Origin of the sequence: Polyangium spumosum, from assembly GCF_009649845.1 — a bacterium.
GTDB classification, from domain to species: Bacteria; Myxococcota_A; Polyangia; order Polyangiales; family Polyangiaceae; genus Polyangium; species Polyangium spumosum.
This window is the reverse complement of the sequence record NZ_WJIE01000006.1, coordinates 405,528-418,351: the sequence shown is the minus strand read 5'-3', so window position 1 is coordinate 418,351 and position 12,824 is coordinate 405,528. Positions and strand designations below refer to the sequence as shown.

Here is a 12,824-nt window from a genome sequence, read left to right as displayed (position 1 = left end):
GCTTGTGGGCGAAGAGGTACGCTTGCGCTATGGAGGTCGTGGCATGAAGTCGGGAACGGTCCTTCAGATCCTCTTCATCGTGGCCGCGGCCATCGCCGTCTTCGGCTTCGTCACGGCGGCGAAGAACGATCAGGTCCGCGCGAGCTGCACCGCCATGTGTGGCCTCGGCCCCGCGTACGCCGGCCGCGATCGCCTCGCGCCCGACTTCGAGTTGCCCGACCTCGACGGCAAGCCCGTGCGGCTCTCGTCGTTCCGCGGCAAGGTCGTCTTCCTCAACTTCTGGACCGAGACCTGCGGCCCCTGCAAGGAGGAGATGCCCTCGCTCGCGAACTTCGCGCGCGTGCTCCGCGGCCGCAAGGACATGGTCCTCGTCACCGTCACGATCGACGAGGACCGCACGAAGGTGCGCGACCTCCTGCGTGTCCTGCTCGACGGCGATGCGCCCTTCCCCGTGCTCTTCGACGCGGACTCGGAGATCGTCGCGGGCAAGTACGGCACGAAGCTCTTCCCCGAGACCTGGGTGATCGACAAGAACGGCATCATCCGCGCTCGCTTCGACGGCGCGCGTGACTGGTCCGAGGCGAGCGCCGTCGAGATCGGCGAGATGCTCAAGAAGCCCGCGGGCCCGATCCTCGACTTCGGTTGCCCCGTCGAGTTCATCCAGGGCGTGCCGCGCGGCAAGCACGCTTCGTTGTGCATGGACGACTCGTGACGCTACATTGGCGCCGCCGATGACGCCCCGCAGGCCAGCCGATCTGGACGGAGAACCAAGCGCGCCCGACGAACGCGTCGTCGCCGCGCGGCAAGCGTTGCTCGAAGGCGTGGGCGCCGAGATCGCCGCCTCCTTCCCTGGCATCACGCGGCTCGGCGGGCAGGTCGTCGCCGCGCTTTACCTCGCCGACAGCCCGCGCTCGATGGACGAGCTCTCGATGGAGCTCGGTCGTTCGAAGAGCAACATCTTCGCGAACCTGCGTGGCCTCGAGGCCGCCGGCATCATCGAGCGCCGCCGCGAGTCCGGCGCGCGGCACGACTCCTACACGCTGCGGGGCAAGTACCCCGACGTGATCATCGGCGCCTACCTCGCGCGCCTTCGCCGCGTCGTGCAGGACAAACGCGCCCTCTCGCGCCGCGCGCTCGGCCTGCTCGGCGACGCGCAGGGCGACGAGGCGAGCGCGCTGCGCAAGCGCCTCGACGACCTCTCGCGCAAGTACGACCTCTTCGCCGAGCTGATGGACCGCTACGTCCCGAACACGGACGGCCCGGTCGACCTCGAGCGCCTCATCGCCCTCGTCCCCGAGCCCGTCCTCCGCGCGCTCACCACGGCCGTCAAAGCCGCCTTCTCCGTCGCCGACACGCTCGGCGCGGCCCGCGACGAAGCCGCGCGCCGCAACCACCGCAAGCGCTGATCAGCCCAGCCCCGTCTCGACGAACCGCTCGATCCGATCCCGCGTGATCCGCGCCATCGCCATCCGCTCGAGCTCCCCCGCGCCTTCCGCGAGCAGCTTGCACGAGAGCGCCTTCGCGTCGGCGACCGGCGCCGCTCCGTCTCCGAGCCACACGACCGTGTGCGGGGTCGCGAGCGCCTCGTCGAGCTTCACGATCGCTGGCGCTTCCAGCCCGATCTCTGCGAGCGCCGCCGTCACGTCGGCTGGCAGCGGCTGCGGCTCGCTGGTCGTCGCGCCGAGGGCGTCGGCGTGACCGAGCGCGCGCGCGACGGCTGCGCCGAGGGCCGCGAGCGCGCCGCCGTTCGCGTCCGCGAAGAGGAGCGGCCGATGGGTCTTCGTGGTCACGGCTTCGCCTAGTTCGTGTTGAGCTCGACGCGCAGGAGCTTGCGGCCGATGAAGAGGTAGTCGCCGTGCCCGAGCTCGCGCTCGCTCTTGATGCGCACGTACGTCCCGTTGCGGCTGTTGAGGTCCGTCAGCGAGAAGCGCCCGCCGCTCTCCTCGATGCGGCAGTGCGAGCCGGACATGTAGAGGTCACCGGGGAAGTTCAGATCGCCGCCCTCGCGCCCGATCTGCAGGGACGAGCCACGCGCGCACACCGTCATGCCCACGGCGCCGCCCTGCAGGATCTGCGTGAGGCGGAACGGGCTCGGGTGCTTCGGCGACGAGTAGAAGTAGGTGCCGTCCGGGTCTGCGCCGTCGGAGGGCTTGGGGCTCGAGTCGAGGCGGAAGAGCTGCTCGCCGGCGAGGAACGTGTCGCTCGGGACGATGTCGACCGTGCCGCGCACGCGGATGTACACGCCGTTCAGCGAGCCCTCGTCGCGCACGACGAGCTTGCCGTCTCGGTAGAAGAAGTTCGCGTGTTTCGGCGAGACGAACGGATCGTCGGGGAAGACGAGCTGACCGTTCCGGCCGACGATGTGCTGCTCGGCCTTGAGGTGGAAGGAGAGGCCATCCATGCCTTCGCCGCGGATGAGGATGAGCTTCGCCTTCGCCGGGTTCTGCATGTCCCCGAAGAAGAGCGTCTGCGCGTTGAGGATCTCCATCGGGACGGCCGTCCCGCACCTCCCGCAGAACTTGTGGCCCGAGGGGACGCCGCTCGAACAGGAACGGCAGACGTAGTTACGGGCTTGCTCCATGAGCTCCTCCTGCGATAAGTCCGCGAACTCGCTTCGTGCTGGGTTTTTCTGCGCGGGCCCGGCGAAGCCCGCGGGGCCGACGCGCCGGGGACCTGCCGAGACCGAAGTCGTCGAGGGCTGCGGCGTCACGGGCCGTTGCAGCGGCGGCGCTGGCGTCGTCGCGGGCCGCGCCGACACGGCCGGGCGCACGGGCGGCGGCGGCGGCGGCGTCGGCAGGACGGATTGCCGGCTCCCGAACAGGGCCAGATCGTTGTCGCATTCGGCGCAGCTCGCGGCGCCCATGGGGCTCCACGTGTCGCACTGACCGCAAACGATGCCTATCTCGTGCTGCTCGTTGCCCAACGTCGTTCCTCGGGGACATCCGGTTCTAGACGGCGATCACGAAGGGGGTCAAGCAACAAGGATCCCTTCCTCAGCGGATGACGGTCATGCGGGCGTCCGCGTCGCCCCAGCCGTTCTTGCCGACGAACCGGAAGACCACGCGCTCCTTGCACGAAGCGCGCTCCAGCGTACCGAACTCGCGAGAATCGTCGTAGAGGTCGATGTTGTCGCTGAGCAGGAAGACCATGCCCTCGCCCACCTCGGCCTTGAAGTTCATGGGGCTCGTCCTGGTCTTCGTCTGCCCGCGGTAAAACCAGCCGCCGCCCATCTCCACGACGCCACACTCGAGCTCGACCTCGGCGTCGGTGTTCGGGTGCACGGTCTCGTACTTGCGCGTCGGGCAGGCCTGGACGGGGTTGTAGCGCTTGCCGTTGATCTCCACGCTCCGCCCGGTGACCTCGACCTTGTCGCCCTCGACGCCGACGATGCGGCCGACCACGTACTGGGTCGGATCTTCGGGGTCCTTGCAGCGGACGAGGTCGCCGAAGCCCGGCGTGCCCCGGGTCAAGAGGAGCACGAAGTCCCCCCCGTCGAGCGTGGGGGCCACCGACGCCGAGAGCCGCGGCAGGGTCGGCACGGTCCAGGTCTTGAACAGGATCACCCGCAAGAGCACGAGGACGACGACCAGGCCGAGGACGGTATAGCCGAGCGCTTTGCCGAACTTCTGCATCGAAGCGCGGATCGTATCGCAGGTGGGGCCGTGGGGGCGAGCATCCGGCGCCCCGCGATCGAGGGACTAACGCTGGCAGCTCCGGAAGGGCGGCAGCTCGCTCGGGCTCGTCCCGTTCGCGATCTCCCGGGCGGCGGCGAAGAGCTCGCGCCACGCGTCGAGCCGCACGAAGATCGAGGGCGCCGCCGTCATCTCGTCGCCATCCATCACGGAGGCCGAGACCACGCCGACCACGTCTTGCGTCTTCGGGCTGTAGGCCGGTCCGCCCGAGTCGCCGGGGCAAACCGAGGCGACCGCGAAGAAGTCGCGCGCCCGCACCTTCGAAATCGGCCCGCCCGAGCGCTCGATCCGGTGGATCGGCCCTCGCGAGAGCGCGCACCTCCCGAACCCGATCGGGTAAATCGCCTCGTTCGGCGAGGGCGCCTCCTCGATACGCGGGCTCAGCGTGGGGACGCCGACGAGCTTGCGCGAGAGCACCAGGATGGCGATGTCGCCTTCCCCGGCCACGTAGCCGCAGTCGGGGCTCACGATCGCGCGCACCGTCACCTCGCCCCAGGGCAGGTCGTCGCCGCCGAGCTCGACGGTGAGGCTCTCCGGGTCCTTGTCGTGGTTCTGGACCGTCCCGTCCTCGTCGCGCTGCGAGACGCAATGGTGCGCCGTGAGCACGAGGTCCTCGGCGATGAGCGTGCCCGTGCAGGTCACGTCGCCCACGATGCGCACGACCGCGTTGACCTTGTTCTCGACGTCGAGGTCCACGGGCGGCTGGAAGACGAAGGGGCGATCCTCGGCCTGCCTGTGCGACGCGGGGGTCGCGATCGGGCGTTTTCCGGGCCCGGCGCAGCCGACGAGGAGGGAGGTGGAGACGAAGACGGTCGCCCAGGGCAGACCACTCGCGAGGCGGGCGCCGAGGGAGGAGGGCGGGGAGGAGCGGGGTTCGCGTCGGTTCAGCACGCTGGCCAAGGCCTCCCGGGTACGGAGGGAAGGTGGAATCCCGTCAACGCTTCCTGAGACGAACCAAAAGAAGAATCGTGACATGGCGGCGCCGATGGGGCATCCGACAACGCCGTCGTATTTTCCTTGGGTGCGTGTTTCTCGCGTCTCATGAGGCCCCCCGCGCGGCGCGTCAACGCATCGCGACGAGGCCGACCTTCTGCGTCGAGCGCTCGTATGCAGCCCGGACGGCGGCGGGGTCGGTCATGGGATCCTCGACGCCCGCGGCCACGACCTCCTTCAAGAACGCCGCCTGGCGCTCGGCCTTGGCGACCTGCCAGGAGCGGCAAGCCACTTCCTCGGCGTCGCAGGCGTCGATCGCGTCCTCGACGGCCGCGAGGGCCTTTCGCGCCTGTCCGCGGTGGAAGAGGGCGCGGGCCGAGACGTCGGCGACGCGGGGATCGAGCTGGATCTTGCGGGGGGCCTTCTCGATGACGGCGCTCGCGAGGCCGGGCTGACCGCGGTCGACGTAGGCCGAGGCGAGGGCGACGACGCTCTCGACGGTGGGCGCGAGCGACGCGGCCGATTCGAGCGCGGCCATGTCGACGGGGGACTCGGACACCGCGGCGGCGTCGGCCGGCAGCAGGCGCTTTCCGTGGGTGCCGGGGCCGATGGTGAGGACTGCCGCGATGCCCGCGAGGAGGATGCCGTTCGTGAAGAGGAGGCCCGAGCGCATGGGGGGAAGGACAGCGCTCCTCGGGGGAGGTTCCCGAAAAAAGAGCGCCCTTCAGTACGCCATGCCGAGGCCGAAGGTCAGGTAATCGCCGGGGCGGATCCGGAAGCGCTCGAGGCGCTCCTCGTCGCCGGAGACGCGGGTGTATTCGAAGAAGGCGTGCACCGCGAAGGAGCCGAAGTCCCGGCTCCTGTCTTTTTCGCCGACCCGCACGAAGAGGGAGCCGCGCAGCTTGTGCTCGCCGAAGCCGTCGTCCTCGAGGCCGTCCTCGCCGTCGAAGACGTTGCTCGCGGTGTTCGGGATCCATCGATACGTCGCCTCGGCCTCGATCCGGTCGGGCACGATCGGGAAGGCGAGGCGCGGCTTCAGGTAGCCGTAGCCGTGCGCGTTGAAGCCTCCGCCGATCGCGACGCTGAGTCGCAGGTAGCGGAACGCGAGGGGCTGCAGGACGAGGCCGACATTGCCGCCGATGCCGCCGAAGTACGATTTGACCAGCGGAAAGCCGAGCGTGAAATCCGCCTCCAGGCCGAACTGGCTGCCGAAGAGCGTGGGGATCGGGAGGAAACTCGCCCCGATCGTGAGGGCGCCGGTGCCCGCGATCGAAGGGTTTTGCGGGTCCTCCTCGAAGTCGACGACGGAGCCCGGCAGATACACGATGGCCATGCTCATGACGTGGCTGAGGCCGAGGCCGGGCGCGCGCTCCAGGAGGGCGTCCTTGTCTTCGAAGATCTCCGGGAGGGCCGCGAGCTTTTCGTCCGCGGCGCGGGCCTCGCCGGGCGCGAGGCAAAACGCGGCGAGGAGGATCGAGGCGACGCCCATCGGGCCGAGCCATCGTTTGCAAAGCTCCATGATCAGAACCTCGCCCCCGCCGTCGCGAAATAACCAAACTGCCCCGTCCACGGCCGCGCCGTCTCCACGCCCGCCGAGAGCGCGAGCCGCCAGAGCATCGCGTGCACCGACAAGGAGAAGGGAATCGGCCGCACCGGGTCCACGCGCATCGGCCGGCCGTCGACGTCGCGGTATTCGATGTCGTCGTCGGCGAGCAGGCCAAAGTCGAGGCCGCGGAAATTCAGGTCGAGCGCGGCCTGCGCATAAAACGGCCCCCAGGGGACGATGACGCGCACGGGCATACCGATGTATTTTTCCTCGACGAGGATGTCCTTGCCGGGGACGATGGCGCTCACGTCGCCGAAGCCAAAGCCCGTCTCGACGAAGAACCGCTCGTGGCTGTAGACGGTGAAGAGGAAGTTCATGCGATAGCCGCGGGCGTCGCCGAGGCCCGAGCCGAACCAATCGCGGGTATAAACGTCGAGCTCGAAGGCCTGCTGGCGATACGCGACGAGGGCCTTGGCGCCCTCCTCGCTGGCCTTGAGGGCGGCGGCGTTTCGCGCGGGGTTGTTGTAGGTGGCGGTGCGGCGGGTCTCGATGACGCGTTCGGTCTCGCCGCGGTTGTTGGTGCGGAGATAAGAGGAGGTGGTGGTCGTGGTGGAGTCGGGCATGGCCGCGGCGGTGGCGCCGAGGAGGTAAAAGAGGCCGCCCACGACGAGGCCCGAGATGACGCCGCCGCGCTCGACATAACGATACCCCGTGACGAACGGATTGCCCCTGCCGAGCGAGGAGCCGTACACGCCGCCGCCGCCACGCACGCTCGCGCCGACGGTGTAACCCGGGAAGACCATCGCGAGGGAAGCGCTGGTCTGCGCCTGGAACAAGGTCAGGCGGGGGGCAGGCGCGGGCTTCGGGGTGATGGGTTCGGGTGGGGGTGGCGGAGGTGGAGGCGGCGGAGGCGGCGCCTCGGGCGGGGGCGGCTCCGCGGAGGAAGAGGCCTCGGGCGGCGGCGGAGGCGGCGCCTCGGGCGGGGGCGACGCAGACGCGGTCGGGGCCGAGGGGGCCGAGGCAGAGGCGGAAGGCGTCGGCTGGGCACGCGCCTCCGGCGCGGCGAGCGTGAGGAGCAGAGCAGCCGGGAACAGGAAGCGATGTTGCTGGAAGGAGGACATCGGCCGGAGCTTCGAAAAAGGGCCGCGAGTGTAGCCCAAGTCGCGGCTCGGACGGAAGGGGCTTCGACGTCCTGGTGGCGGGTGAGGCCCGGCCGCCGGGCCGGCGAGGTCACGGGCGGATGCGCGTGATGAGAACGTCGTGCCCGCGCGTCTTCTTGAACATTGCCCTGAATGTCGCCTCTCCGGGCTTCACGGATTCGACACAATAAAATGTTTCGTTGAGCAGCAGGCAATCTCCGACACTCGTCATCTTCCGTCTAGCCCCCCTCCCAGGAGCCCCGTCAATCTCCACGGATCGACCATGCTCCCCGCTCCCTCCTCCACATTGCTTGCCCGCCCTCACCCACCCCGGCGGAGGCCGCCGCGCGCGTCGATACCATCCCTCGACCCTGCAAGCGGCATCCGCGAATCCGTCGACGCCATCAACCCACCCTGCGAACACCATCATCCGACCCTGCCCGCAGCATCGCCGAAGCCGCGGACACCATCCACCCACCCTGCGGGCACCATCGATCGACCCTGCCCGCGCCATCCACAAAGCCGCGGGCACCATCCACCCACCCTGCGGGCACCATCGATCGACCCTGCCCACGGCATCGCCGAAGCCGCGGACACCATCACCCCACCCTGCCCACGGCCTCCACGAAGCCGCGGGCACCATCCACCCACCCCGCGGGCACCATCGATCGACCCTGCCCACGGCCTCCACGAAGCCGCGGGCACCATCCACCCACCCTGCGGGCACCATCGATCGACCCTGCCCGCGCCATCCCTCGCCCCGCGAGCAAGATTCCGACCCTTGCAAACAAATCCGCCATGCCCATCCTCCCCATCCACCTCGCGCCATTGCGCGTGGAGACCGCATTGCACCCATGCCCCCCTCTTGGGGAGGAGACCACCATGCCGAATCTGGAGCCCATCGCGCTCGACATCCTCGTCCACGATTGCACCGCGCTCGCGCCCTTCCTCGTCGACCTGGCGTCCGGGGAGCGCCGAGGCTTTTGCACGGAACAAGATGGCTTCTCGGAGGTCGTCTCCGAGATCCTCACGAACCAGGCCGCGCTCGGCGATATCGCCGGGATCACCAAGTCCGATTTCGAGTCCTTCCAGCAGTCCAACAGCCGCGTCGCGATGATCGACGCGCACCTGCCCGCCCTCAAGAAGCTCGTCGAGGTGATGGAAGAGACCCGGGCCCTGGAAGACGACAAGAGGCAGCGGCAGGTGAACGCCTTCGCCGTGGCCATCGAGCGCCGCGCCAGGACGACGAGGAACGAGAGCCTGCTCGCGAAGTACGAAAAGACGCGCAAGTACCGGTCCGCCCTCGCCATGAAGGGCCTCAAGACGCGGAAGAAGAAGCTCGCAGAGGCGGCGCAAGCAGAGTCGCAGGCCACGCCGGCCGAGGGCTAGCAGCCCCGTCCCCCGCCCCGCTCCCGCCCCTCACTCCCCCGGCAGCACCACCAGGTCGTCCCGATGGATGACCACGATCTCCTCCCCATCCTCCTCCCGCTTCTGCCCCGCCACCCGCGCCGCGTCGGACGGTGACAGGCGGCAGAGCCCACGCGCGATCTCGCGGCCGTCGGGGTCGACGACGGAGACGGCGTCCCCAGGCTGGAACGTGCCGCGCACGCCGAGCACGCCCACCGCGAGGATGCTGCGGTTCCGCGCGCAAATGGCCTCGGCCGCGCCACGGTCGACCAGGATCGCGCCGCGTGGACGCAAGGTGTAGGCGATCCAGTGCTTGCGGGCGCTCAAGCGCTGCGGGACGGCAGGGAAGAAGGTGCCGACGTCCTCGCCCCCGACGACGCGCCCGAGGATGCCAGGCTCGCGGGCGTGGGCGATGACGACGTGTGCACCCGCGAGGGTCGCCCGGCGCGCGGCCTCGACCTTGCTGGTCATGCCACCCGTGCCGACGCCCGAGGTCGAGCCACCCGCGAGCGGGCGCGCCTCCGTGGCGATGCTGCGCACGAGCGGGACGCGGCGGCCCCCGGCGTCGAGCAAGCCCTCGACGTCGGAGAGCAAGAGCAAGAGGTCGGCGTCGACGAGGGGCGCGACCATACTCGCGAGCTGGTCGTTGTCGCCGAACTTGATCTCCTCGACGGCGACGGCGTCGTTTTCGTTGATGATCGGGACGCAGCCCGCCTCGAGCAACGCGCCGAGCGCGCCGCGGGCGTTGTTCGTGCGGGCGCGGTCGGCGAGGTCGGCGTGCGTGAGGAGGACCTGCGCGACGGGGATGCCGACCTTGTCGAAGGCCTCCTCGTAACGCTGCATGAGGATCGATTGGCCCGCGGCGGCGGCGGCCTGCAGCCAGGCGATGTCCTTGGGGCGGCTCTTCAAGCCGAGCTTCTGGATGCCGTGGGCGATGGCGCCGCTCGAGACGATGACGACGCTACGCGCGCCACGCTTGCCGTGGCCCCCCCGGTAGGCGGCGACGTCCTCGGCGAGGCGGTCCCAGGCGTCGCCGGTGAGGCTCTTCGAGCCGATCTTGAGGATCACGCGCCGCGTCTTGGCGAGCAGCACGCGGGGATGGGAAGGGTCGACGGCGCCCGGCTCAACCATCGTGGCTCACGACCTCGTCGAAGGCTGCCTCGAGGCGGCGCTCGACGTAACTCGGCAAGGACGCGCCCGTGAGGATGGCCGTGTCGATCCAGCGGGTGAACTCGTCGCGCAGGTCCTCGACCGAGTCGGGCAGCGTGATGGGCGTGGGGCGGAGCATGGGGGAGAAGGCGTGCAGGAAGGCGCGGTCGATGGTCTCGCGGATCTTGCGGGCCTCCTCGGCGTGGATGCGGACGGCCCCGGACTGGCGGACCTGCGCGACGTAGCGGTCGAAGAGGTGGCCAAAGGCGAAGACCTCGAGCGCACGAGCGACGTTGGTGAGCGCGCCGAGGGGGCCGAGGCCACGCTTCAAGATGGCGAAGCCGATGGCCTCGGCAGCCTTGCGGCCAAGGGCGCGGGCGGCGTTTTGCTCGCTGTCGACGTTGGCCAGGAGCGCGCGAGCGTCGGTGGTGAGGCTGATGCCGTGGCGCGTGGCGGTGTCGTGGGCGAGGGCGCCGCGAAGGCGCGTGACCATGCGGTCGGGCAGGATCGGCAGCGGGATGGCGAGCGCGCCCATGGCCGCCACGGAGAGCACGGCGAGGCGGCCAGTCGGCGCGCTCGCCGCCGTGGGGACCGCGACGGTGCTCTGGCTCTGCGGGCGGACGGCAGCGGCGGGGGTCGTCATGGCCCGACCGTACCCGAGCGGCCGGCGGAGGGGCAAGCCCTCACCCCCCGAGCGGCGCTCCACCCCCGTACACCTGGCCGACGATCGACGCGATGAGCGCGTCGGACAGAATCACGCCACGCGCCTGCCGCCACGCGACGTGGCCGTCCGGCCGGATCAAGAGCGCGCCGTCCGGCTCGATCTGGAGCGCCGTGTGCACCGCGGCCACGTGGCAGGCGGGGATGTCCGCCGCGCGGAGCTCGAAGAGCCGGACGCCGTGGCGCGCCTCGACGTCCCCGAGCCGCGCCTCGACCGCGGCGCCGACGAGCAGGATGGAAGCGCGGTAATCGATGATGGCTCGACTGCCGCGGCGCCGCGTATTGCCGTCCAGCCAGACATGGGGGAATCGAGCGCCCGGCCGCGTGGAGGGGACGTACGAGGAGACGTGGTCACCCGTGGCCGGCGGCGGCGTGCCGTCGCGCAGGATCGCGCCCTCTTCGTAGGTGTAGCCGAGGTCGAGCCCGATCCGGTCGAAATGGGAGCGCTGGTGCGCGATGGCCAAGAGGACACGCTCCCGCACCGCGGGGTCACGATGGTACCGCGCGAGGACACCCTCGCCGTAACGCTGCGCCTGTCGCTCGGCGAAGGCGCGCAGAGCTTCGGGCAGCGCGCGCATCGTGGAGCTCGCGAGCGCCTCGGTGACCCATCGCGCGTCGTCGACGTGAATGCCGAAGGCCTCGGCGACCTCGCTCATTCGCTCGAAGTTGAGGCGGCTCTCGTCGCAGTTCGTCTGGATCACCGGGCGGCGCTCGGCCTCGTAGGTGTCGAGCAGGCAGGGCGGGGCGCGGCCGTCGAGCACCATGGCGAGCTTCCAGGCGAGGTTGTGCGCGTCGCCGATCCCGGAGTTCATGCCGAGGCCGCCGGTGGGCGGGAATCGATGGGCCGCGTCGCCGACGAGGAAAACACGCCCGCTCCGGAAGCGGTCGGCGACCTGCGCGGTCATGCGCCAGTGGCTCATCGAGGTGATCTCGATGTCGACGTCGTCACGCCCGAGCGCCGCCTTGATCTTCTTCTGCATCACCTCGGGCGTGTATTCCTCGATCTTCTCGTGGGGCGTCGCCACGGGGTAATGGAAGACCCAGCGCTTCTCGACGTGGTGGGCGATGAACACGCTGCCCGGCGCTCTGGGGGAGAAGATGAAGTAGAGCTTGCCCCGGGTGCGGACGACCCGGTGGAGGTCCGCCTGGAAATAAGCATTGACGAAATCGAGCAGCTTGTCCGGGCCCCGCATCTCGATGCCGAGGGCCTTGCGGCTCCGGCTGCCCGCGCCGTCGGCGCAGAGGACGTATTCGCTCCGGACCGTGAAGGTCTCGCCCGTCGCCCGGTCCTGGATCCGACTCGTGACGCCCTCGCGGTCCTGTTCGAACGACTCCCACTGGTGGTTGTAGAGCACCCGGATCCGCGGCGAGGCGAGGACGTGCCTTCGGACGACCTTCTCGAGCTCGACCTGGGAGACGTTGAGGTAAGGCATGGGCGCTTCGAGGTGCTCGCGGTACTTGCGCCCGGCGCTGCCGGCGTGGAGATCGATGCAGCCGAACTCCTCCTGAATCGTGTCGCAAAAGAGGATCTTCGCGGCGTCCTCGGCCGGAGACGCCTCCGCGGCGAGCTCGTCGTAGCCGAACCCGAGCTCGTGGAGGATCTCGATCGAGCGCGCGGAGAGCTCGTGCGCCTTGGGGTGCGTGTCCGGCCCGTCCCGGCGCTCGACGAGCAGACAATCGATGCCACGTTTGGCGAGGCATAAGGCGCTCACCATACCCGAAGGCCCAGCGCCGATGACGAGGACGGGAGCGGCGACGGTTCGATCACTCATGTGGTTTTGCCTTTCGGGTGGCAGAGGCGGACGCCGGCGAAGAGCAGCGCCGCGGACGTGCCGAGGTGGAGCATGGCCGGCGGGAGGAAGCCGAAGAGGACGCGGCCATCGGCGTCGAATTCGGCGCCCGCCGCGTTCTTGAAGGCGGCAGCCACGAAGAACCCGCCGATGTGGAGGGCGCCGAGGAGGGCGCCCGTGTGGATACGCGCGAGGGAGCGGGGGGTGGCGGTCCAGAACAGGTAAATGGAGGCGAGCGCGCCGAGGGCACCGCCGCTGATGAGCCAGAGGAGGTGGAACCTCGCGTGCCCCGGCCAATCGGGGTTCCGGAGGTGGTGCGGGTCGAAGACGTCGATCCCCGCGGTGAGGAGGCCGTAGGTGAAGGCCGAGAAGATACAGAGCGCCTTGCCCACGACCCAGGTCGTGGAGGAAGGCGGGGGCTCGGAGCTCATGCGAGCAAGGAGAGCAC

The 12,824-nt window shown here is 69.8% G+C and carries 15 protein-coding genes; 4 read left to right on the top strand and 11 right to left on the bottom strand.

Features of this window, described 5'->3' with window-relative positions:
- Positions 1–43 precede the first annotated feature (43 nt).
- A complete protein-coding gene (locus GF068_RS22715) occupies positions 44–712 on the top strand; it encodes a TlpA family protein disulfide reductase (RefSeq protein ID WP_153821529.1) in 669 nt (222 codons plus the stop codon).
- Positions 713–731: 19 nt separating this feature from the next.
- Positions 732–1,406, top strand: coding sequence for a GbsR/MarR family transcriptional regulator (locus GF068_RS22710; protein ID WP_153821528.1), 675 nt, complete (start codon positions 732–734; stop codon positions 1,404–1,406).
- Here GF068_RS22710 and GF068_RS22705 read toward each other — a convergent pair whose 3' ends face one another.
- Together GF068_RS22705 and GF068_RS22700 are read right to left on the bottom strand one after the other, a co-directional pair.
- The gene (locus GF068_RS22705; RefSeq protein ID WP_153821527.1) at positions 1,407–1,790 is read right to left on the bottom strand and encodes a hypothetical protein; all 384 of its coding nucleotides are present in this window, start codon (positions 1,788–1,790) and stop codon (positions 1,407–1,409) included.
- An 8-nt stretch (positions 1,791–1,798) separates the two neighbouring features.
- Positions 1,799–2,581 carry an FHA domain-containing protein gene (locus GF068_RS22700; RefSeq protein WP_153821526.1) on the bottom strand — a complete coding sequence of 261 codons (783 nt, stop codon included), beginning with the start codon at positions 2,579–2,581 and terminating at the stop codon, positions 1,799–1,801.
- Here GF068_RS22700 and GF068_RS22695 point away from each other — a divergent pair.
- Entirely contained in the window at positions 2,580–2,885 is a 306-nt protein-coding gene (locus tag GF068_RS22695; RefSeq protein ID WP_153821525.1) for a hypothetical protein, read from the top strand. The genes GF068_RS22700 and GF068_RS22695 overlap by 2 nt on opposite strands.
- Before the next feature lie 108 nt (positions 2,886–2,993).
- Here the strand turns inward: GF068_RS22695 and lepB are convergent, their stop codons facing one another.
- From lepB to GF068_RS46355, 5 genes are all read right to left on the bottom strand, one after another.
- Positions 2,994–3,632, bottom strand: coding sequence for a signal peptidase I (lepB, locus tag GF068_RS22690; protein ID WP_153821524.1), 639 nt, complete (start codon positions 3,630–3,632; stop codon positions 2,994–2,996).
- A 66-nt stretch (positions 3,633–3,698) separates the two neighbouring features.
- Positions 3,699–4,583, bottom strand: a complete 885-nt coding sequence (locus GF068_RS22685; protein ID WP_338046514.1) for a trypsin-like serine peptidase — start codon at positions 4,581–4,583, stop codon at positions 3,699–3,701.
- Positions 4,584–4,755: 172 nt separating this feature from the next.
- Positions 4,756–5,298, bottom strand: coding sequence for a hypothetical protein (locus tag GF068_RS22680; RefSeq protein ID WP_153821522.1), 543 nt, complete (start codon positions 5,296–5,298; stop codon positions 4,756–4,758).
- A gap of 51 nt (positions 5,299–5,349) precedes the next feature.
- The gene (locus tag GF068_RS22675; protein ID WP_153821521.1) at positions 5,350–6,144 is read right to left on the bottom strand and encodes a hypothetical protein; all 795 of its coding nucleotides are present in this window, start codon (positions 6,142–6,144) and stop codon (positions 5,350–5,352) included.
- Positions 6,145–6,146: 2 nt separating this feature from the next.
- Complete coding sequence (locus GF068_RS46355) at positions 6,147–7,292, bottom strand: hypothetical protein (protein ID WP_153821520.1); 1,146 nt, start codon at positions 7,290–7,292, stop codon at positions 6,147–6,149.
- A 900-nt stretch (positions 7,293–8,192) separates the two neighbouring features.
- On the opposite strand from GF068_RS46355, the gene GF068_RS22665 reads away from it, so the two are divergent.
- Entirely contained in the window at positions 8,193–8,699 is a 507-nt protein-coding gene (locus GF068_RS22665) for a hypothetical protein (RefSeq protein WP_153821519.1), read from the top strand.
- Between the two features lie 30 nt (positions 8,700–8,729).
- Here the strand turns inward: GF068_RS22665 and proB are convergent, their stop codons facing one another.
- The 4 genes from proB to GF068_RS22645 are packed head-to-tail and all read right to left on the bottom strand — an operon-like array spanning position 8,730 to position 12,807.
- Positions 8,730–9,848 carry a glutamate 5-kinase gene (gene proB, locus GF068_RS22660; RefSeq protein WP_153821518.1) on the bottom strand — a complete coding sequence of 373 codons (1,119 nt, stop codon included), beginning with the start codon at positions 9,846–9,848 and terminating at the stop codon, positions 8,730–8,732.
- The gene (locus GF068_RS22655) at positions 9,841–10,509 is read right to left on the bottom strand and encodes a hypothetical protein (RefSeq protein ID WP_240807210.1); all 669 of its coding nucleotides are present in this window, start codon (positions 10,507–10,509) and stop codon (positions 9,841–9,843) included. Before GF068_RS22655 ends, proB begins: the two co-directional genes overlap by 8 nt.
- A gap of 40 nt (positions 10,510–10,549) precedes the next feature.
- On the bottom strand, positions 10,550–12,358 hold the full coding sequence (locus tag GF068_RS22650) for an FAD-dependent monooxygenase (protein ID WP_153821517.1): 1,809 nt from the start codon (positions 12,356–12,358) through the stop codon (positions 10,550–10,552).
- Positions 12,355–12,807 (bottom strand): hypothetical protein, encoded by a 453-nt coding sequence (locus GF068_RS22645; RefSeq protein ID WP_153821516.1) that lies wholly within the window; start codon positions 12,805–12,807, stop codon positions 12,355–12,357. Before GF068_RS22645 ends, GF068_RS22650 begins: the two co-directional genes overlap by 4 nt.
- Positions 12,808–12,824: the final 17 nt, after the last annotated feature.

What these genes read in the sequence shown, in the direction of transcription:
- GF068_RS22645 (WP_153821516.1), bottom strand. Translation starts at nt 12,807, where the DNA reads ATGAGCTCCGAGCCCCCGCCTTCCTCCACGACCTGGGTCGTGGGCAAG.
- GF068_RS22650 (WP_153821517.1), bottom strand. Translation starts at nt 12,358, where the DNA reads ATGAGTGATCGAACCGTCGCCGCTCCCGTCCTCGTCATCGGCGCTGGG.
- GF068_RS22655 (WP_240807210.1), bottom strand. Translation starts at nt 10,509, where the DNA reads ATGACGACCCCCGCCGCTGCCGTCCGCCCGCAGAGCCAGAGCACCGTC.
- GF068_RS22700 (WP_153821526.1), bottom strand. Translation starts at nt 2,581, where the DNA reads ATGGAGCAAGCCCGTAACTACGTCTGCCGTTCCTGTTCGAGCGGCGTC.
- GF068_RS46355 (WP_153821520.1), bottom strand. Translation starts at nt 7,292, where the DNA reads ATGTCCTCCTTCCAGCAACATCGCTTCCTGTTCCCGGCTGCTCTGCTC.
- GF068_RS22665 (WP_153821519.1), top strand. Translation starts at nt 8,193, where the DNA reads ATGCCGAATCTGGAGCCCATCGCGCTCGACATCCTCGTCCACGATTGC.
- GF068_RS22695 (WP_153821525.1), top strand. Translation starts at nt 2,580, where the DNA reads ATGAGCTCCTCCTGCGATAAGTCCGCGAACTCGCTTCGTGCTGGGTTT.
- proB (WP_153821518.1), bottom strand. Translation starts at nt 9,848, where the DNA reads ATGGTTGAGCCGGGCGCCGTCGACCCTTCCCATCCCCGCGTGCTGCTC.
- GF068_RS22680 (WP_153821522.1), bottom strand. Translation starts at nt 5,298, where the DNA reads ATGCGCTCGGGCCTCCTCTTCACGAACGGCATCCTCCTCGCGGGCATC.
- GF068_RS22710 (WP_153821528.1), top strand. Translation starts at nt 732, where the DNA reads ATGACGCCCCGCAGGCCAGCCGATCTGGACGGAGAACCAAGCGCGCCC.
- GF068_RS22675 (WP_153821521.1), bottom strand. Translation starts at nt 6,144, where the DNA reads ATGGAGCTTTGCAAACGATGGCTCGGCCCGATGGGCGTCGCCTCGATC.
- lepB (WP_153821524.1), bottom strand. Translation starts at nt 3,632, where the DNA reads ATGCAGAAGTTCGGCAAAGCGCTCGGCTATACCGTCCTCGGCCTGGTC.
- GF068_RS22715 (WP_153821529.1), top strand. Translation starts at nt 44, where the DNA reads ATGAAGTCGGGAACGGTCCTTCAGATCCTCTTCATCGTGGCCGCGGCC.